The sequence below is a fragment of the Paenibacillus sp. SEL1 genome (genome assembly GCF_054602535.1).
Genome location: NZ_CM137723.1, coordinates 1,866,645 through 1,885,341 on the forward strand (window position 1 = coordinate 1,866,645; position 18,697 = coordinate 1,885,341).

The window sequence follows — 18,697 nt, forward strand, 5'->3', positions numbered from 1 at the left end:
CAAAAATGCTACTGACAGCATTATGTCAGTAGCATTTCAACATTTTTTCCACTTCCGTACGTATCCGCTCCCGGAGCGACTCAGGCTCCAGCACAACCATATCCGCGCCCCATCCAAGTACCCATTGCAGTAATTCCTCCGGCTGTCTGACGCGGAAGAGTATATGTAGTCCATCTGCACGCTCCTCTATGGCCTCCATATAAAAGTTGTTCGCTTCCTTCACCTTATCTGCGATATCCGAACGTGCTAGTATGCGAACAGTTACATGACGGTCATCGGTTTGCTTGTAATCCTGCAAATGAAAATCGACAGGCAACTGAAACCTGTCCTCCAGCACGATAAGCTCGTCCATACGTGACAGACGGAAATGGCGAAGCTGCTGCCTCAATTCACATTGCCCAATTAACACCCAAGAACCACGGAGCAGGACAAGACCATAAGGAGCGACCACACGCACACTTTGACGATTCCCGTCAGCCTCTGGCATTCTTTTGGAGTAGCCAAACTGTACTTTCCGTTTTTCCAATACAGCGAGACGCAGCGTTTCCAAATAGGTTTTCTCTCTATGGTTTGCTCCTTCACCCACCGCGAGCAGTCTGATGGTCTTACGCACCCGGGAGACTTCCCTGCGGACGCTCTCCGGTAATATAGCTTCAATCTTCCTGCGGGAGGTTTGCGCCTTGATGCCGTAGTCTGTATCAAATTTTTGTTCGACAAAATCCGTTCCGATTAGCAACGCCACAGCCTCTTCTGCGGTAAAGCTCAAGGGGGGCAGGAAGTACCCCTCCATCAAGGAATATCCAATGCCCGGTGCTCCTACAATCGGTACGCCCGATTCACTTAGAGCCTGAACATCCCGATAGATGGTCCTCACACTCGTTTCGAATATGGCTGCCAAATCCTCGGCTCGTACAATATCCTTACGCTGCAACTCTAGCAAGATCGCTAGCATACGATCTGTTTTATTCATGTCACGGCCCCTCTCTGGAAGGATCAAAAATGCAGAAATACAAAAAAGCAATAAGGACAGTACAGTCACTGCGACTTATTGCTCTTTTTTCATATGGAAGTTACTCCATTACTTAAAAAATACTTTTTCGACGTTATATTTAGCCTTTTGTGAATTGATGATGTAGGTTTCATAAATTTCCCGCTCTACTGCATCTTCCACAATACAAACCTCAATAATCGCTACTTCGTTCCGCTTGTCCTTGATCGGCGATACGGTATCTTCAAAATGCTTTTTGATTCTTTGTCTCAGCTTTCTTGCTTTACCAACAAACAGCAATTCCTCCTGTGTGTTGTAGAACATAAAGATACCCGCCTTATCTCTAGGGATCAGGTGAAAGTCGGTAAATCCGTAAATATGGCTGAGCTCAGGGTTAACCTGTTTGGTAATCGTGATATCCGGAGTTGGAATTGTTATATTAATCACTATGTCACTTCCTCATTCTATATAGGTGTAAATATTATCACAAATCTTGCGGTAACACCATTTAATAATCCTTGCCCCATCACAAGACAGATCGGTAGAAATTTTATAACTTACCTACTATGCGAGTACGTCGGTTTCCGTTACAATATGTCAGTGTGATTCTGGCATCGGCAGATTGACGCGTACTTGAACATTATTGGAGGCTTCTATTTTTTTATGCAAAATGAATCTCATTCTAACGTAAAAATCATAACGGCCGATCCGAGTGCGATCGGCCTGTTTGGCTTGGCTATTGTAACGCTTGTGGCTTCATCCCAAAAGCTTGGCCTCACCGAAGGCTTAAGCTTCATCATCCCTTGGGCTATATTTCTCGGTGCTTTTGCACAGCTATTTGCTTCCATTCAGGATGCAAAACATAACAACACCTTCGGCATGACGGCATTTGGTGCTTACGCCTTCTTCTGGTTGGCCGTAGCCAGTAGCTGGATGATTAAAATGGGCGTATTCGGCTCAGAGCTGGCATCTGCTGTAGATGGCAAACAGCTCGGCTTTGCCTTTGCGGGCTATCTCATCTTTACGCTTTTCATGACCATTGGAGCGATGGAGACGCATAAGGTTTTATTCTTTATTTTTGTGTTGATTGATTTTCTGTTCCTCGGTCTTAGCTTCGATGCATTTGGCGTTGCCCCAGAGGTGTTCCATACCATCGCCGCTTATGCTGAAATGGGCATTGGTCTGCTCTCACTGTATGGTACAGGAGCTGCCGTTCTGAATGCTCATTTTGGCCGTACATTCCTGCCCGTCGGACGTCCTTTCGGCATTTTTAAGCCACGTCCTTAGCTGTATATGTAAACCCACAAAGCCGCCTTTCGCGCCGATCCGCGTTAAGGACGGTTTTGTTTCTTTTCCATCACTCCCTCCGTATCAAAAAAATACTAAAGAGAGTCGTTTAGTGAATATAAAAGCCCACGATGATAACAATATACATAAATTGTAATCAAAGGGGTATTTGTAAAAATGACACAAGACGAATCTCGTACTATATTTCCGCAATTTCCCGAATCGTATTGGTTAGCTTCAACTGACATCCCCAACTTTCCCAAACTTAGTGAAGATATTCAGGTGGATGTTGCCATTGTAGGTGCGGGGATTACTGGTATTACCACTGCTTATTTACTTTCTAAAAAAGGACTAAACGTCGCAGTCGTCGACGCAGGGCGGATACTTCATGGAACGACAGGCCATACGACCGCCAAAATTACCGCACAGCATGATTTGATCTACAGCGAGTTTCTCTCACATTTTGGCAAGGAAAAAACCCGGCTTTATTACGAAGCGAACCGTGATGCTCTTCAATTTATCAGACAAACGGTAGAAGAGTATCATATCGATTGTCAATTTACAGAAGAAGATGCCTACGTTTATACATGTGCGGATACGCATGTGGAAAAAATCAACGACGAATATAAAGCTTACAAGGAACTTGGCATCCCGGGAAGTTATGTCGAACATACGCCTCTGCCCTTTTCAACTAAAGCAGCTATTATGATGGAAAACCAAGCTCAGTTTAATCCGATTCCTTTCTTAAGGTATCTAGCCAATCAAGTCATCCGGCAAGGCGGGAAGATTTATGAGCAGACCACCGTTGTAGGTGTGGATAAGGGAACCCCCTCCATTATTAATACAAGCGACGGGCACAAAATCACCTGCAACTATGTCGTATCCTCCTCGCATTTTCCGTTCAATGATCCAAACAGTCTTTATTTTGCGCGATTGCATGCCGAGCGGTCTTATGTACTAGCGGTCAAGACGGACAAAACCTATCCGGGTGGTATGTACCTAAGTGCGGAAACCCCCAAACGTTCGCTTCGCTCTGTCCTAATAAACGGTGAACCGATGGTCATCGTCGGTGGCGAAGGCCACAAAACGGGACAAGGAATCTGTACTTTCCAGTACTATGAAGCTTTACAAAAGTTCGCAGAGCAAACATTTGGATTAAAGGAGATCGTTTATCGCTGGTCGGCTCAAGACTTATATACACTAGACAAACTCCCTTATATTGGGCAGGAACTATCTAGCATTTCTAACATCCTCGTTGCTACGGGGTATAGAAAATGGGGGATGACCACAAGTGTAGCGGCAGCTTTATTAAATACGAATCTGATTACCAGAGAGGAAAGCCCGTATCAGGATCTTTTCTCCCCTTCAAGATTTCATATGGACCCTGACATTAAAACATTTGTGACTCAAAATGCGAATGTGGCTAAACATTTGATTGCTGGGAAATTGGGGATCAACTACAAAAAAGCCGAAGAACTGCAGCACGACGAAGGGGCGGTCATTCGGGTGAACGGCAAAAGAGCGGGCGCATACCGCGACCCACAAGGAGCATTACACCTAGTGGACACAACATGCACCCATATGGGTTGCGAAGTCGAGTGGAATGAGGCGGAAAGAACATGGGATTGCCCTTGTCATGGCTCACGCTTTTCATATCAAGGCGAAGTCATTGAAGGTCCGGCCAAAAAATCGCTTGGCAAGGTTGAAGGGGAATAGCACCAACCTTTGTATGCTTAAGGAGACTCAAGAGCACAGGCCTTACTGGAACCGCTCGCTGTTCTTCCAAAAGGGTCGCCCTCGTTTGGTAACCTAACCTTTTCATAGCTCTGAATAAACTTAGTTACGCAGGACAACATACCTTTGAGAATCATAAAAGAAAGGTGATCCTATGATAAGCCAACAGCCTACATTAGCGGCGCATGAGTCCCTAGAGATCCACGAAGCGCTTAATTTCAAAACGTTATGCTTAGCCAAGTCCAAATTAATGCAGGGCTTAGTATTCGATCAAGAGCTAAAGGATTTAATGGAAAAAGATGTTCAGCAATCTATTCAGGCTATTGCCGATCTGCAAGCAATCTATGCTAAAGCGCCGTTCCAGGCACCTGTTCCAGAATTCCGACCAACACCAATTTTAAATTGAGGTGAAATGATGTGACATTAGATCAGACCCAGTCCGCTAAAATGGATTATGTGGATCCAAAAAACTCATTAAATATGCCAGAAATGGCAGACATGACATTTGCAATGGACTTTCTTATTCGCGTCAAGGAAGGGGTTCGAAATACAGCCATAGCCTTGACGGAAACCGTCTCTCCAGATGCTAGAACTCTGTTGCGCGATCAATTGCATCAAGGCATCGCGTTTCATCAGGAAATCACTGATCTTATGGTACGAAAAAAATGGTTTCATCCCTATGATCTGCAAAAGCAGTATCAATTGGATCAACTATCAGCCAACAAGACGGTGGACATCAGTAAAATGAAACTGTTCCCAGACGATACCACCCGCAAGGGTATGTTTGATCGCACGCCGGACGAACATATGGGAGGAAACCAGGCATGAAAGCAGTGACCTACCAAGGTATCAAAAACGTTGTGGTTAAAGATGTTCCGGACCCGAGTATTCAAAAAGCCGATGATGCGATTATCAGACTGACAACAACCGCTATTTGTGGTTCAGATCTGCATCTCATTCATGGAATGATTCCGAATCTACAAGAGGATTATGTAATTGGGCATGAGCCGATGGGGGTTGTAGAAGAAGTCGGCAGCGGCGTAACCAACTTGAAAAAGGGAGACCGCGTGATCATTCCGTTCAACATAGCGTGCGGTGAATGCTTTTATTGTAAAAACCAATTGGAAAGCCAATGTGATCATTCTAATGAGCATGGAGAAATGGGCGGCTTTTTCGGCTATTCAGGAACAACCGGTGGATATCCGGGTGGACAAGCTGAATATTTACGTGTGCCTTTTGCCAACTTCACTCACTTCAAAATTCCGGAGAGTTGTGAACATCCTGACGAGAAGCTTTGCCTGATTGCTGATGCCATGACTACTGCATTTTGGAGCGTCGATAATGCCGGAGTGAAGAAGGGGGATACTGTCATTGTTATTGGCTGTGGGCCGGTAGGTCTGTTAGCGCAAAAGTTCGCCTGGTTCAAAGGAGCAAAACGAGTCATTGCGGCAGACTATCTGGATTATCGTCTGCAACACGCGAAGCGCACCAATCACGTGGAGATCGTTAATGTGGAATCGCAAGAAAACGTTGGCAACTACCTGAAGGAGATGACCAAAGGAGGCGCGGACGTAGTTATTGATTGCTCCGGCATGAGCGGTAAAATGTCTCCGCTGGAATCCTTGGCTTCTGGTCTCAAACTTCACGGTGGAGCTTTAGGAGGATTGGTCATAGCCACACAAGCTGTCCGCAAAGGCGGGACCATTCAAGTTACCGGGGTATACGGCGGACGATATAACGGTTTTCCTTTGGGAGACATTTTTCAGCGAAATGTTAATTTACGTACGGGACAGGCTCCCGTTATTCACTATATGCCATATATGTATGAGCTGATTGATACGGGAAAGGTGGACCCCGGAGACGTTGTTACACACGTCATTCCGTTAAGCGACGCCAAACGTGGATACGAAATTTTCGATACCAGACAAGACAATTGCATCAAAGTGGTACTTAAACCTTAACTATATATTGGAGTATTGGAGGTAAACGTCATATGGTGTATGGCCTGCATGAAACCCTTGAAGTCCATGAACTGTCAGCGTTCAAAGCAGTATGTCTTACCAAGTCCAAAACAATGCAAGCATTAATCTCTGATCCGACTCTCAAAGCTATATTACAGCAGGATGTTGACTTATCGACCCGCCAATTACAAGAACTCGGCACCCTCTTAGATCAAGCCATTTCACAGGAGGTTAAGCCATGAATACACTGTTGGAGCATTTGACCGGACTGCATACCTTAACGGACCAAGTCATTGCAGCTGATTTTCTGAACGCGGCCAAAAGCGGTGTGAGAAATTACGCTATGGCCGTAACAGAAGCGGGAACTCCAGAAATTAAGGCAATTCTTACAAAGCAACTGGATGAAGCTATTGATACGCATGAGCAAATTTCCACGTACATGATTGAACGCGGCTGGTATCACCCTTGGAACGTAAAAGAGCAGCTTTCGATGGATCTGCAAAATATCAATACTGCATTGCAAGCTCCCGTTTTGTAAAAAGATAACTTTGGCCGTATTTTTTGCTCGTTGGACGTCCCTTTAGCTTTATAAAAAGTACGTTCTTGCTTATCTATGAAACCCGCAAAGCCGTCTTTCACGCCGATCCGCGTGAAAGACGGCTTTGGGGTTTATCTCATTATCTTCATTATTCAGCTTGCCAATTCGGCATCCGCTCTGCCGGATAACGAAGGCCTGCTGCCATTCCTTTTGGAATGATTGCGTTAATAGCTTCCATTTCCTGTGTGGATAAAACAACATCGATGGAACCTGCATTTTCCTCTAAATACGTAACCCGTTTGGTTCCTGGAATCGGTACAATTCCCTCTTGCGCAAGTAGCCATGCCAACGCCAGTTGAGAAGGTTTGACCCCTTTTTGGGCGGCAAGGTCCTTAACATGCTGCACGAGGTCCAGATTTTTCTGGAAATTCTCAGGTTGGAAACGTGGCACCGAGCGACGGAAATCATCTTCTGCAAAATCATCAAACTTCTGAATTTGCCCGCTCAAAAATCCGCGTCCAAGTGGACTGTAGGCCACAAATTCGATACCCAACTCCTTACACGTCGGTATAACTTCATCTTCCGCTTCCCGGCTCCATAAGGAGTATTCCGTTTGCAGCGCTGTAATCGGATGTACCTTGTGAGCGCGTCGAATGAGCCCAGGAGAAGCTTCGGACAGCCCCAAATAGCGGACTTTTCCCGCCTGAACCAAGTCACTCATCGCACCCACCGTTTCCTCGATAGGTACATTCGGATCGACACGGTGCTGGTAGTACAAATCAATCACATCTACACCCAGTCTTTGCAGGCTGCGGTCACATGCCTCTTTTACATATTCAGGACGACCGCTAACACCCAGGAATTCGCCATCTTCCCCACGCATAATGGAAAATTTAGTAGCCAATACGACTTCGTCACGGTGGCTCCGCAGGACTTGGCTAATCAGTTTTTCATTTTTTCCCACACCGTAGACATCGGCAGTATCCCAGAAGTTTATCCCTAGCTCCAGCGCACGATGAAGCGTTTTGATCGACTCCTGATCATTCAACTCACCGTAATATTCGGACATACCCATGCAGCCCAGACCCAGTGCAGATACTTGAAGGTCGCTGTTACCCAGTTGTTTCTTTTTCAATTTCTATCACTCCTAAATTATCAGAATAGTCATCGCATTTCCTAATCACTACGTCACATTCCGTATGTTACTACTTAAAGTTAACTTGAAGTCAAGCATTGTCTTGTATATGCTATTTCAAAGTTTTTTAGAAAAATTTGATTTCCGGGTTGTAAGAGGCAGCTGTAAATTTCCTATATATATGAGAAACGAATTATCGCGCGAGATTCGGTTTCAAAATAATCCAATTGGAGGTTTCCCATGCCAGCAAACTATTCTTACACCAAAACGTCCGATGGTTTCCATGTTATCATCACGCCAGCTTCGAATATTCAAAATAAAAATATTCGAAGCCGGATCACACAGCAAACCGATTACGGGATTAATGGGGGCTTCTTTAACCCAATCAGCACAACAAAGGCGCCGACCGAGTGTTTGTCTATCGCGGTCACACCTAATAATACCCATGATACTAAGGCGAATGCCAAAGGGAATAGCCGTGGTACAGCATTTGTATACACGGAGAGCAACAAAACAAAAATAGGGATTACCCGTGCTTCAAGTGTGACGGATCTCAAAAAACAAATGGGGACTTCGATTACGTATAAGTCTATTATTAGCGGCGGTAGCCTGTCGCTGAAGAAAGAGGAAGAAGCATGGCTTGAGGATTTAAAAGATATTGAAAAATTTGATTTAAACGGAACCTTGCGATACACCGATTCCACCGGGCGAACTGGCCTGGGCTTCAAGGTCGTAAATAATGTTTGGCAAGTCTACCTGGTTGTTCATGAAAATGCGACACTGAAACAACTTCGCAATTATTTTATTAAACAGGATTGCTTTGAAGCCATTCTTCTTGATGGTGGAGGCTCGTCCGGTATTCAAGTTAAAAACTCTGCAGGCACTATGGTTAAGTATGAGCAGACACGTTATATCTACAACATGGTAAAACTCATTAATATCACCTAAGCCTTATGATATGACGTGCTTTCATAGGAGTAAGGAGGCCTTACTGGCCTCCTCTACAATTCATCCAGCACGACCATTTCCAATGCTAGGAAAACAGGTGTTACAGGATACACATAAGAAACTTCAATCGGTTGCCCTACCTGTAATTCTGCTGGATTGATTAATTGCCTCCGCTGACCATCCATCTGCTTATAAATATGTGTATCTGGGACAGATATATAGACCGATTGGATAGGTTTTTCCGTTGGATCATCACTTTGGGGTAGTTCTTTAGCAAATTGAACAGGCTGTTCAAATCGGACCAAATAGTCCATGGTGGGGGCTGCTAATGGTTGTTCTACTTCTTTTTCAATTCTTTTAATACTTTCGATTTTGGCACGCCCTGTGTATACCGTTGTGCTTTCCAGACGGTCTAAGTCAAAAATAGATTGAGCCACCGCTCCATTAGATTCGTTAACCGGCGTAGCCGATTCTGTTGTAGAACATGCGGGCAGTAATGCTGCCGCAAGCAAGACAAGGACAAGGGCAGAAACTCTATTTTTCATAAGTGATCCTCCCTAATCTGGTTTATAGAATATGTTCACTATTAAGACGCGGACAGGAACAATTTGGTTGCCTTAATCTGTATTTATCTATTACATTTTGAAAGGTGTGCAATTATATGTTAAAAAAACTCGGTTTGGCAGTCCTCGCTGCATCAACACTTTTAGTAGGAAGCTCTATTACGGCAAGCGCTGATTCTACTGTAAATTACGATCATTTGCTCTCGGCAGGGACCACTAACGCTTTCCTGGCCATGGAAGATGGATCTTCATTTTATGCAACGGGAAGTAACAGTGATGGCAAGCTCGGCGTAGGCGCTGGCGGAGGGAATAATAAAACAAGCCCAATGCAAGCAGATGTATCCGACATCGCAATGATTGATGCTGGTGATTTGCATTCAACTTTGCTCAAAAAAGACGGAACCATCTGGTCTTGGGGGTTTGCAAGTTACGGCGAACTAGGGACAGGGAATAAGAGGGATACGGCAAGAGTACCTGTTAAAAACAAATATATTGATAATGTTAAAGAAGTGAGAGCAGGAGGTCAATTTACGCTTGCGCTCAAAAATGACGGCACAGTGTGGGCTTATGGAGAAAACAACTTTGGACAGCTGGGGATTGGCACAAAAGGAGTTTCCGCCTTTTCCGTTAAGCCTGTTCAGGTACAAGGTTTAGAAGATATTGTATCCATTGATGCTGGTGACAGTTTTGGCGCAGCCCTGGACAAAAATAATCAGCTATGGGTATGGGGACGTGGTTATGACGGCGCACTGGGGCAGGATGACAAAGAAAACCAGCTTACCCCTGTTCAATATCGAATTGATGATATTAAAACTTTTACTGCCGGAGCTGACCGCATTTATGTACTAACGAACAGCGGAGAAGTATATGCTTCCGGGAGTAACACTTCTGGAAAGCTTGGGGATGGAACCTCTACTTTTAGAAGATCACCCGTATTGATCAATGTTTCCAATGTAAGTAGATTGAAAGCAGGCAAAACTCAAACTTTTGCACTTAAAAATGATGGAACTCTTTGGGGCTGGGGAACCAATAATGAGGGACAGGTAGGTGACGGGACCGATGTATTTTCTGTTAAAGTCCCTTCCCAAGTTGTAGATGACACAAACACGCCACTAACCGATGTAGTAGCATTCAGTGCAGCAGGAACCCACTCCCATGCTTTGACAGCCGATGGGACGGTTTGGTCCTGGGGATATAACAAAAACGGCGAACTGGGAATCGGTAGCACCAAGGAACAATATGCTGCCACGAAATCGAATTTCCCGAATCCATTTTCCAAATAACTAATATTCTTATCCTTAATAAATTGTTTAAGGAATACGCTTAGCCCTCCGTTTTTTCCAACCCCAAAAAAGCAATAAGGGCAGTTCAATCAACTGTCCTTATTGCTTTTTTATTTTCATATAAAACCTGCTTTATTTTAAATAAAACTATGATTATGTATGAACAGAAGCGCTTCAGTAGCTTCTGGACGGTAGGGAAATTCATTTACAGAGCTAAGGCCTCTTCCGTAATCTTTTTGATATCAATGGATGAAGGCGTTTCTTCCTTGACCATATCGGGCAGGATATTTTCCAAAAAATAATCAACGCAGTGTAACTGAATATTCTTGATTTTCACAAGCGCATTACGATACATGACTATAAATTCTTTTTCAGTATTTCCCCGCTGTAGTTCGGCAAATGCTTCGTACACCTGATCCATCTTGTCAGCAACTTCAAGGATCAAACCTTCTACTGAATTATCTTTACCCTCCCTTAGCTGTTTGCGAAAAATGGCTTTAAAATCCTCGGGAATATTCTCTTCAATAAAATACTCAACCATACCTTCTTCGACCTGCTGGATTAATAGCCGTAGTTCCTTAGAGGAATGCTTAACTGGCGTTTTGATGTCTCCAATAAAAATCTCCCCGTAATCGTGACTGCTCGTAATCTCGTATAGCTTTTTCCAGTCAATACTGACACCATTTCTTTCTTCAATATCAGCCAGCGTTTTGGCATATTGCACCACTTTCCAGGAATGAGCCGATACGCTGTGTTCCTCAAATTTAAACTTACCTGGACAACGGATGATTCTTTCCAGCTCATTTAGCGACCGAAAATACGTGTGAATTCCCATCATTGCATCCATCCTTTAAAATATATGAGATAGTCAATATAAACCCACTATAAACCTCAACTATTAACAGTAGATTATCGCAATATCAAGTTGAGTCCACCATATAGCACATACACAATTTTTGCTATACACTTTATAAAAGAGGAGTTTGCAAAATCCAATAAGCGACTGGAATCGAATTTTCCAAAAAACAAAAAAAGTAAAAAGTGGTGAAATCGTTGTTCAAAATCTTACTAATTGAAGATGACGAAACTTTGTTCCATGAAATGAAGGATCGGTTAACTCAATGGAACTATGATGTGTATGGCATCCATGACTTTAATAAAGTCATTCAGGAATTCACAACGATAAAACCTGATCTGATCGTGATAGATATTCAATTGCCGAAATTTGATGGGTTTCATTGGTGTCGAATGATTCGATCCCACTCTAACGTCCCCATCCTTTTCTTATCGTCACGGGATCATCCTACGGATATGGTGATGTCGATGCAGCTTGGAGCGGATGATTTTATCCAAAAACCGTTTCATTTTGATGTACTCATTGCAAAATTACAGGCGACACTCCGCCGCGTATATAATTACAATACAGAACCCGTCTCCCTGAAAACATGGTGTGGAGCGACGGTCGATTATGAAAAAAATGTAGTAGCCAATGAGGCTGGCTCCATCGAATTAACCAAGAACGAGATTTTTATTTTGAAGCTGCTAATCGAACAAAAAAATAAAATTGTCGCACGAGAGGAATTAATTAAAAGCCTCTGGGATGATGAACGTTTTGTCAGCGACAATACCCTGACCGTCAACTTGAACCGCCTGCGTAAAAAATTAGACGAGCTGGATTTGGGTCGTTTCATTGAAACGAAAGTCGGACAAGGCTACATGGCTACAGAAGAGGCACCTTCCTATGATTAAAAAATATCTTATAGAGAGGCGGAGCTGGATTCTACTGTTTGTATGCCAGCAATTTCTGATCCTGTTCATTGCTTATGTGGATGCAGCAATTCCGTTAATGCCCATCCTTTATATCGTCTTCTTATCCATGATGATTTTCTTGGCTTTTTTAATCATGCGCTATCCCAAGGAAACCAAATTCTATACAACACTAGAAGAATGGAGGAGCCCTCTTGAACTAACGGGTATAGGCGAACCGGAGAGTCCGTTTGAGCAAATCATTGAACAAAAAATCACTGACCAGACCGAACGGTTACAACAGATCATCTCACAAAATCAATTGATACTTGAACATGAAAAAGATGAACTATTATCCTGGATTCATGAGGTAAAAACGCCTTTGACCACCATGCATTTGATGATTGAGCGGTTGGACGATAAGCCCCTAAAAGCTCAGTTAACCTATGAATGGCTACGAATCCACTTACTGCTGGATCAGCAGCTCCATCACAAACGCATATCCTTTATTGAAAATGATCTGTATGTTGAGCAAGTGAATTTAAAATCTCTGGTTTTTAATGAAATCAAAGCATTACAGTCATGGTGCATCCAAAAAGGGATCGGTTTTGACATCCAATTGGAGCACATGGAAGTGCTGAGTGATGCCAAATGGCTGGCCTTTATCATCAGACAGCTCTTAACTAATGCCATCAAATATAGCAATGCCAGTGATATTATCATTCACAGCTATGAACAGAGGGATCGAATACAGCTTGAGATCCAAGACTTTGGGCGCGGTATTGATCCGAAGGATATACCCCGTATTTTCGAGAAAGGTTTTACCTCCACAACCCAACATTCTGATCATACTTCAACGGGCATGGGGTTATATTTAACGAAAAAGGCAGCCCAGTCCTTGCTCATACATATAGATGTGCACTCCAAACCGAACGTGGGTACAACCTTCACTTTAATTTTTCCCAAACGAAATGATTTCGTGAGCATGGTGAGCATGTGACAGAGATGTCACATGCTTTTATGCATTGTTCGCCCAATCAAAGGAAAAACATCGGCTCTATTTTTATAATAAGGCTACAAGAACAATAAGGAGTGCATCGAAGTGAATATTTTAGAAGCCCATAAAATTCATAAAAGCTACGGTAATAAGTTAAATATGCAGGAGGTTTTGAAGGGAATTGATATCGTCATTGAAGAAGGGGAATTTGTCAGTATTATGGGAGCCTCCGGCTCAGGTAAAACCACACTGCTGAATGTTCTTTCCTCTATTGATAAAGTGAGCCAAGGTTCCATTAAAATCAATGATATCGAAATGACGAAAATGAAAGAAAAGCAACTGGCTGAATTTCGCAAACAGCATTTAGGCTTTATTTTTCAAGAGTATAATCTGCTGGATACGCTAACCGTGAAGGAGAACATTCTCTTACCGTTATCCATCACCAAAACGCCTAAAAAAGAAGCCAACCAAAAATTTCAGGAAGTAGCTACAGAACTGGGAATTTATGAGCTCAAGGACAAATACCCCAATGAAATCTCGGGTGGACAGAAACAGCGTACATCTGCGGCCAGAGCATTTATTCATGAGCCCAGTATTATTTTTGCCGATGAACCTACGGGTGCGCTGGATTCCAAGTCGGCCTCCGATTTATTAAATAAGCTGGGCCAGTTGAACCAAAAACGCAAGGCGACCATTATTATGGTCACGCATGATCCTGTCGCAGCCAGCCATTGCAGTCGGGTCATTTTTATTAAGGATGGGCAGATGTATACGCAGCTTCATAAAGGCGAGCAGGAAAGACAAAGCTTCTTCCAGGATATTATGAAAACCCAAGGGGTCTTAGGCGGGGTCCAATATGAACATTAATCTGCTCATTCTAAAGAATTTGAAAAAAAATCTAAAGAATTATTACCTGTATGTTTTTGCTCTCATTTTTAGTGTTGCGCTCTATTTCGCTTTCGTCACATTACAATACGATCCTTCCATGGACGAAGTGAAGGGTTCTGTTAAAGGGGCAGCTTCCATAAGGGCAGCTTCCGTTTTACTGGTCGCCATTGTCTGTATCTTCCTTTTATATGCTAATAATATCTTTATAAAAAGACGCAGCAAAGAAATTGGCCTATTTCAATTGATCGGAATGACCAAAAACAAAATTTTTCGCATCCTGAGTGCTGAAAACTTAATTCTATACTTTAGTTCCCTGTTTATTGGAATCGGAGTTGGATTTTCCTTTTCTAAATTAGTGATCATGATCTTATTTAAGACGACAGGCGTCGAAGCCATTGCCACTCTATATTTCTCTAACCAAGCACTGATTCAAACACTCATCGTTTTTTGTATCATCTACCTGTTGATCATGCTCATGAATTATTCCTTTATCAAGAGACAAAGTATTTTGTCTTTGTTCAGAGTGAACTCAACCACCGAAGGGAAAATCAAGAAAATAACGATCTATGAGATGATCATCGGGATCATTGGCATCTCTCTCATCGCTTTAGGTTACTATGTTTCCTCCAAATTATTTGGCGGAGACTTTACATCCATGAATGAGTTGTTTATGGCTATGGTGTTTATTTTGGGCACTGTCATCATCGGAACACTACTTTTTTATAAAGGATCTATCCGCTTTATTTCCAATATCGTCAGAAAAAGTAAAGGCGGTTATTTGAACATTAATGAGGTGCTATCTCTCTCATCCATTATGTTCCGCATGAAATCCAATGCTTTGTTGTTGACCATTATTACAACAGTATCGGCACTTGCCATCGGTTTACTTTCCTTAAGCTATATCGCCTATTATTCTGCGGATCAATCAGCTGAGGACAATGTACCTTCCCATTTTGCAATGACGAATGAACCGGATGCTGAGAAATTCAAAACGTTACTTCAGGAGCATGACATAAAGTATCGTGAGAAGAAAATTGAAGTTATTCAAGTCAGTGTGGACACAGCGCAAATCATGGAGACTCCTCTGGAAGGGTTAAATATCGGTGCGAATTCCATGACGTTGCCTGTCATAAGCGATCAATCTGTGGAGGGTACGGATGTATCTCCAGGTCAAGCAATTTTAATGGGCTATAATGATTTGTTACAGAAATTTATGTCCTTGAAAAACTTTGGTCCATTGGATTTGAAGGGAAAAAAAGAAGTCATACATCAACAATATTTGGGTCTAAAAAAGGAGTATGTGATTCCCTACTATTTTACAGCCGGGGGACTACCCACTGCCATTGTAGACGAAACCATATTTGAGCGGTTAAAGAAAGATATAAATCCTGAGATTCAAAAGAAATCATCCTTATATATTGGAATTGATATGATAAATGCAGAACAGATTGAAGAAGCGAATCGTCTCTTTGCAGCTGCGGATTTTAATGATCAACAAACATCACGCCTTGAAATGAGCAGCAATCAGAAGCGGAACATGGGAGTGATCATGTTTGTAGTTGGATTTTTAGGACTCACCTTTCTCATTACATCAGGCTGTATCCTTTATTTTAAGCAAATGGATGAGAGCGAAGACGAAAAAGCCAATTACACCGTGTTAAGAAAGTTAGGGTTCACTCAAAGTGACCTGCTTAGAGGCATTAAAATAAAACAACTCTTTAACTTCGGCATCCCATTAGTGATTGGCCTTTCACATAGCTATTTCGCCGTCCAATCCGGCTGGTTCTTGTTTGGAACTGAAATTTGGATGCCTATGATCATCGTTATGGTGCTGTACACCGCCTTATATTCCATTTTTGGGATACTATCCATCCTGTATTATAAAAAGGTCATTAAATCAGCATTGTAATTGGTAAAAAGCAAAAAAGTCCCAGGCGAAAGTGCTGGGGCTTTTTCAAATATTTGAGCATTTTCGTTCCTACATGTACAATAAAATAACTATCAGTCGTAACCCCAAAGGGGGAGAGCTTATTTTATTATTAATCATCAATGGCATCGGCATCTTAGCCAATATCATACTCGGTTCCTCTGTAGGCGTGGCTATTATCGTAGGAATCGTCTTTTTCCTGATTGGCTTGCCTGAGTTTAAAAAATCGCCGAGACTTACGAAAGAGGCTAAAAAAGATATCACCTATATTATGTCAACCCTATTAACTCTTCTTATATTCGTAGTTATCGTTTCTTGGAACCTCCATACTTCAGGTGACCTGTTTCTTGAAGGTCCGCTAACACCGCAAATGAAGTTTCACTGGGGACAAAAGGTGTTGATGCTAGGATTACTGGAGGGTTTATGGGCTGTCATCAGCCTAAAATGGCTGTTGCCCATCTTTTTTGATCCGCTGGATCTCAGTAAGAAGCAAATCCTTGTTTTAGTGAACGGGATCGTATTTAGTGTGGGTTCAGGTATTTATGCCATGCTTGAAGCAGGTTAAAAATGCTTAACGCAAAGGTTCAAAACCCTCTGCTTGCTTCAGAATTCGCTCAATTTCCACGCATGTCTCCGGTTGTAGCGTCACTTCGACTGCTTTCACATTTTCTTCAATTTGTGCCGGTTTAGTAGCCCCAATGAGTGCAGCGCTGATACCCGGTTCTCTCAGAATCCAGGCAAGCGCGAGCTGTGACAGGGTGACACCCAAGCCCTTCGCCAGCTTATCCAGCTCTTGGACACAGTTTAGAACGGTATCGTTCATGTAACTGCTGATGACATTATTGACAGAGGCATCAGCCCCGCGGCTACCCGTCGGTAAAGGCTGTCCCGGCTTGTATTTACCCGTGAGGATACCTTGGGCCAGAGGCGAAAATACAATTTGGCCGATACCTACCTGCCCGGATACGGGAAGTACCTCATGTTCGATATAACGTTCGAACATATTATATATCGGCTGATTGGCAATCAGCGGGCGCAAATTCAGCCTTTTTCCAATCCCATAGGCATCCGTGAGCTGGGCAGCACTCCATTCACTGACAGCAGCGTACAGAATCTTACCCTGAGCCTGAAGGTCATCGAGCGCTCGCAGCGTCTCTTCCAAAGGAGTATCCGAATCATAACGATGACAGAAGTACATGTCGATATAATCCGTACCAAGACGCTTCAGACTCGCTTCACATTGCTCCATAATGTGCTTGCGTGACAGTCCCCTGTCATTGGGACCGGAGTCCATAGGGAAGTACACCTTGGTAGATAACACATAGCTCTCTCTTCGATAAGGCTTCAGGGCAGCTCCCATAGCCTTCTCGCCTTCTCCCCGGTTATACGCGTTCGCGGTATCAAAGAAATTAATCCCAAGTTCAAACGCTTTGGCAATACAGGTATGAGCGGCTTCCTTCTCGGCGGCTGTACCGTACGTCAACCAGCTCCCTAGACCGATTTCACTAATTTTAAGACCACTGTTGCCTACATTTCTATATTTCATATCTACTCCTTCTTTCATAAGAGGATCATATTTTTATATTTTAACATGTAAACCCTTTCATTAAAACAAATGAGGATTTTGCAAAATCCTGAAATAATAAAGGATTCATGGAGTTACATGAAGGACATCTACCATCCAACCTATTTGGATGGTAGATGCTCATAGCCTCACAATCTTAAATCATGTCTACTTGCTTCCTACAGGAAAAAGCGCATCATAGGCAGGACAAGGCAGTTTATCGAGAAACTCCTGAAGCTGCTTCGGTTTATTTTTGTAAATATCCTTTAGGGATGTTCCATTATAAATATTGCCGATGACCACAGGGTGGCATAGCTCACAGATCAGGATGTCCCCGTTCCCGTGAAGATGGAGCTGTTTTTTACCATCAACGCAGTTGGAAAAATAAACACCCGGCTGCTCCTTGAAGCCCAGTGCTTCTGCAAAACGGTCCATACAGGTGAAATACAACACAGTATCGTCCTTTTTATGTGCAATCAGGTCATGAACGGAACGAATGAGCGCTTCCTTGGTAGAAATAGCGTTCCAATTGGTATGATCCATTACGATGCTGTTTTGGATTTCATGGATACGCACACCGAGTTCATATACCTTTTCGCTAATAGCTGGCATGTTGTTCTGCGTCTCGGCAAATAGCAACGTCTCCAGCACCGTTTCTAGCTTGGCTTCGGTACATAACCGAATATTCTGTACAATGTTCTCATACATGCGAGGATGAACATGATAATAGGTTGCATATTTATCAGCATCCGTGAAGTTAAAGGAGATATGAATATTGGAAAGTCCTGCATCACGCAGTTTCTCAATTCGTTCAGGGCTGAGCAAGCTGGCATTGGTATTAAGTTGGGTTGCGATGCCCTTGCTTGAACAGTGATTCACGATGTCCAGACAATCCTCATATTTCAAGGTCACTTCTCCCCCGGACAGTCGCACACGTTTTAACGTTGGAATGTCATCAATAATATCAATGACTTCTTTGCTGCTGATGCATTGCCCGTCGTTCCGCTGATACGCACAGCAGTAATCACACTTGAAGTTGCAATTGGAGGTAACCCCGACTTCCAGTCCCTCCAGCTCGTAGATGCCCGGCTTTTCCAGTTCAAGTGCTTTATATTTGTTGTCTATACTCACTTTCTCA

The 18,697-nt window shown here is 43.1% G+C and carries 21 protein-coding genes; 14 read left to right on the forward strand and 7 right to left on the reverse strand.

Features of this window, described 5'->3' with window-relative positions; all coding sequences use genetic code 11:
- Positions 1-25: 25 nt before the first annotated feature.
- On the reverse strand, positions 26-970 hold the full coding sequence (locus tag ACYCSE_RS08570; protein ID WP_459702029.1) for a helix-turn-helix transcriptional regulator: 945 nt from the start codon (positions 968-970) through the stop codon (positions 26-28).
- Positions 971-1,078: 108 nt separating this feature from the next.
- Positions 1,079-1,435 (reverse strand): nucleotide excision repair endonuclease, encoded by a 357-nt coding sequence (locus ACYCSE_RS08575; RefSeq protein WP_023991017.1) that lies wholly within the window; start codon positions 1,433-1,435, stop codon positions 1,079-1,081.
- 216 nt (positions 1,436-1,651) lie between these two features.
- Here ACYCSE_RS08575 and ACYCSE_RS08580 point away from each other — a divergent pair, with 216 nt between their 5' ends.
- The 7 genes from ACYCSE_RS08580 (at position 1,652) to ACYCSE_RS08610 (ending at position 6,508) form a co-directional block, all read left to right on the forward strand.
- Complete coding sequence (locus ACYCSE_RS08580) at positions 1,652-2,275, forward strand: acetate uptake transporter (RefSeq protein WP_069290703.1); 624 nt, start codon at positions 1,652-1,654, stop codon at positions 2,273-2,275.
- Between the two features lie 177 nt (positions 2,276-2,452).
- Positions 2,453-3,991 (forward strand): FAD-dependent oxidoreductase, encoded by a 1,539-nt coding sequence (locus ACYCSE_RS08585; protein WP_459702030.1) that lies wholly within the window; start codon positions 2,453-2,455, stop codon positions 3,989-3,991.
- A 172-nt stretch (positions 3,992-4,163) separates the two neighbouring features.
- The gene (locus ACYCSE_RS08590; protein WP_459702031.1) at positions 4,164-4,415 is read left to right on the forward strand and encodes a spore gernimation protein GerQ; all 252 of its coding nucleotides are present in this window, start codon (positions 4,164-4,166) and stop codon (positions 4,413-4,415) included.
- Between the two features lie 41 nt (positions 4,416-4,456).
- Positions 4,457-4,837 (forward strand): spore coat protein, encoded by a 381-nt coding sequence (locus tag ACYCSE_RS08595; RefSeq protein ID WP_250262153.1) that lies wholly within the window; start codon positions 4,457-4,459, stop codon positions 4,835-4,837.
- Positions 4,834-5,970 (forward strand): zinc-dependent alcohol dehydrogenase, encoded by a 1,137-nt coding sequence (locus tag ACYCSE_RS08600; protein WP_250260059.1) that lies wholly within the window; start codon positions 4,834-4,836, stop codon positions 5,968-5,970. Before ACYCSE_RS08595 ends, ACYCSE_RS08600 begins: the two co-directional genes overlap by 4 nt.
- A gap of 32 nt (positions 5,971-6,002) precedes the next feature.
- Positions 6,003-6,212: a hypothetical protein gene (locus tag ACYCSE_RS08605; RefSeq protein WP_061829795.1), complete on the forward strand. Its 210-nt coding sequence runs from the start codon at positions 6,003-6,005 to the stop codon at positions 6,210-6,212.
- The gene (locus ACYCSE_RS08610; protein WP_025719163.1) at positions 6,209-6,508 is read left to right on the forward strand and encodes a spore coat protein; all 300 of its coding nucleotides are present in this window, start codon (positions 6,209-6,211) and stop codon (positions 6,506-6,508) included. Before ACYCSE_RS08605 ends, ACYCSE_RS08610 begins: the two co-directional genes overlap by 4 nt.
- A 148-nt stretch (positions 6,509-6,656) precedes the next feature.
- Here ACYCSE_RS08610 and ACYCSE_RS08615 read toward each other — a convergent pair whose 3' ends face one another.
- Positions 6,657-7,643 carry an aldo/keto reductase gene (locus ACYCSE_RS08615; protein WP_250266993.1) on the reverse strand — a complete coding sequence of 329 codons (987 nt, stop codon included), beginning with the start codon at positions 7,641-7,643 and terminating at the stop codon, positions 6,657-6,659.
- 240 nt (positions 7,644-7,883) lie between these two features.
- Here ACYCSE_RS08615 and ACYCSE_RS08620 point away from each other — a divergent pair, with 240 nt between their 5' ends.
- Positions 7,884-8,591: a phosphodiester glycosidase family protein gene (locus tag ACYCSE_RS08620; RefSeq protein ID WP_023991026.1), complete on the forward strand. Its 708-nt coding sequence runs from the start codon at positions 7,884-7,886 to the stop codon at positions 8,589-8,591.
- Positions 8,592-8,644: 53 nt separating this feature from the next.
- Here the strand turns inward: ACYCSE_RS08620 and ACYCSE_RS08625 are convergent, their stop codons facing one another.
- Positions 8,645-9,136: a hypothetical protein gene (locus ACYCSE_RS08625; RefSeq protein WP_061829793.1), complete on the reverse strand. Its 492-nt coding sequence runs from the start codon at positions 9,134-9,136 to the stop codon at positions 8,645-8,647.
- 116 nt (positions 9,137-9,252) lie between these two features.
- Here ACYCSE_RS08625 and ACYCSE_RS08630 point away from each other — a divergent pair, with 116 nt between their 5' ends.
- Positions 9,253-10,437 (forward strand): RCC1 domain-containing protein, encoded by a 1,185-nt coding sequence (locus ACYCSE_RS08630; protein WP_250266994.1) that lies wholly within the window; start codon positions 9,253-9,255, stop codon positions 10,435-10,437.
- Between the two features lie 205 nt (positions 10,438-10,642).
- Here ACYCSE_RS08630 and ACYCSE_RS08635 read toward each other — a convergent pair whose 3' ends face one another.
- Positions 10,643-11,272, reverse strand: a complete 630-nt coding sequence (locus ACYCSE_RS08635) for a YfbR-like 5'-deoxynucleotidase (RefSeq protein ID WP_459702494.1) — start codon at positions 11,270-11,272, stop codon at positions 10,643-10,645.
- A gap of 218 nt (positions 11,273-11,490) precedes the next feature.
- On the opposite strand from ACYCSE_RS08635, the gene ACYCSE_RS08640 reads away from it, so the two are divergent.
- From ACYCSE_RS08640 to ACYCSE_RS08660, 5 genes are all read left to right on the forward strand, one after another.
- Positions 11,491-12,186, forward strand: a complete 696-nt coding sequence (locus ACYCSE_RS08640; RefSeq protein WP_250260057.1) for a response regulator transcription factor — start codon at positions 11,491-11,493, stop codon at positions 12,184-12,186.
- Positions 12,179-13,183, forward strand: coding sequence for a sensor histidine kinase (locus ACYCSE_RS08645; RefSeq protein ID WP_459702032.1), 1,005 nt, complete (start codon positions 12,179-12,181; stop codon positions 13,181-13,183). The genes ACYCSE_RS08640 and ACYCSE_RS08645 overlap by 8 nt, the downstream gene beginning before the upstream one ends.
- 102 nt (positions 13,184-13,285) lie before the next feature.
- Positions 13,286-14,047, forward strand: a complete 762-nt coding sequence (locus ACYCSE_RS08650) for an ABC transporter ATP-binding protein (protein WP_061829789.1) — start codon at positions 13,286-13,288, stop codon at positions 14,045-14,047.
- Positions 14,037-15,977 (forward strand): FtsX-like permease family protein, encoded by a 1,941-nt coding sequence (locus ACYCSE_RS08655; protein ID WP_459702033.1) that lies wholly within the window; start codon positions 14,037-14,039, stop codon positions 15,975-15,977. Before ACYCSE_RS08650 ends, ACYCSE_RS08655 begins: the two co-directional genes overlap by 11 nt.
- A 73-nt stretch (positions 15,978-16,050) precedes the next feature.
- Positions 16,051-16,560: a hypothetical protein gene (locus tag ACYCSE_RS08660; RefSeq protein WP_459702034.1), complete on the forward strand. Its 510-nt coding sequence runs from the start codon at positions 16,051-16,053 to the stop codon at positions 16,558-16,560.
- A 6-nt stretch (positions 16,561-16,566) separates the two neighbouring features.
- Here the strand turns inward: ACYCSE_RS08660 and ACYCSE_RS08665 are convergent, their stop codons facing one another.
- Complete coding sequence (locus tag ACYCSE_RS08665; protein ID WP_459702035.1) at positions 16,567-17,541, reverse strand: aldo/keto reductase family protein; 975 nt, start codon at positions 17,539-17,541, stop codon at positions 16,567-16,569.
- Between the two features lie 186 nt (positions 17,542-17,727).
- Positions 17,728-18,690, reverse strand: a complete 963-nt coding sequence (locus ACYCSE_RS08670) for a radical SAM protein (protein WP_459702036.1) — start codon at positions 18,688-18,690, stop codon at positions 17,728-17,730.
- Between the last annotated feature and the right edge of the window lie 7 nt (positions 18,691-18,697).

Excerpts from the sequence above, each read along its gene's own strand:
- ACYCSE_RS08570 (WP_459702029.1), bottom strand. The coding sequence starts at position 970 with ATGAATAAAACAGATCGTATGCTAGCGATCTTGCTAGAGTTGCAGCGT.
- ACYCSE_RS08580 (WP_069290703.1), top strand. The coding sequence starts at position 1,652 with ATGCAAAATGAATCTCATTCTAACGTAAAAATCATAACGGCCGATCCG.
- ACYCSE_RS08585 (WP_459702030.1), top strand. The coding sequence starts at position 2,453 with ATGACACAAGACGAATCTCGTACTATATTTCCGCAATTTCCCGAATCG.
- ACYCSE_RS08590 (WP_459702031.1), top strand. The coding sequence starts at position 4,164 with ATGATAAGCCAACAGCCTACATTAGCGGCGCATGAGTCCCTAGAGATC.
- ACYCSE_RS08595 (WP_250262153.1), top strand. The coding sequence starts at position 4,457 with ATGGATTATGTGGATCCAAAAAACTCATTAAATATGCCAGAAATGGCA.
- ACYCSE_RS08600 (WP_250260059.1), top strand. The coding sequence starts at position 4,834 with ATGAAAGCAGTGACCTACCAAGGTATCAAAAACGTTGTGGTTAAAGAT.
- ACYCSE_RS08605 (WP_061829795.1), top strand. The coding sequence starts at position 6,003 with ATGGTGTATGGCCTGCATGAAACCCTTGAAGTCCATGAACTGTCAGCG.
- ACYCSE_RS08610 (WP_025719163.1), top strand. The coding sequence starts at position 6,209 with ATGAATACACTGTTGGAGCATTTGACCGGACTGCATACCTTAACGGAC.
- ACYCSE_RS08620 (WP_023991026.1), top strand. The coding sequence starts at position 7,884 with ATGCCAGCAAACTATTCTTACACCAAAACGTCCGATGGTTTCCATGTT.
- ACYCSE_RS08625 (WP_061829793.1), bottom strand. The coding sequence starts at position 9,136 with ATGAAAAATAGAGTTTCTGCCCTTGTCCTTGTCTTGCTTGCGGCAGCA.
- ACYCSE_RS08630 (WP_250266994.1), top strand. The coding sequence starts at position 9,253 with ATGTTAAAAAAACTCGGTTTGGCAGTCCTCGCTGCATCAACACTTTTA.
- ACYCSE_RS08635 (WP_459702494.1), bottom strand. The coding sequence starts at position 11,272 with ATGGGAATTCACACGTATTTTCGGTCGCTAAATGAGCTGGAAAGAATC.
- ACYCSE_RS08645 (WP_459702032.1), top strand. The coding sequence starts at position 12,179 with ATGATTAAAAAATATCTTATAGAGAGGCGGAGCTGGATTCTACTGTTT.
- ACYCSE_RS08655 (WP_459702033.1), top strand. The coding sequence starts at position 14,037 with ATGAACATTAATCTGCTCATTCTAAAGAATTTGAAAAAAAATCTAAAG.
- ACYCSE_RS08660 (WP_459702034.1), top strand. The coding sequence starts at position 16,051 with ATGTACAATAAAATAACTATCAGTCGTAACCCCAAAGGGGGAGAGCTT.
- ACYCSE_RS08665 (WP_459702035.1), bottom strand. The coding sequence starts at position 17,541 with ATGAAATATAGAAATGTAGGCAACAGTGGTCTTAAAATTAGTGAAATC.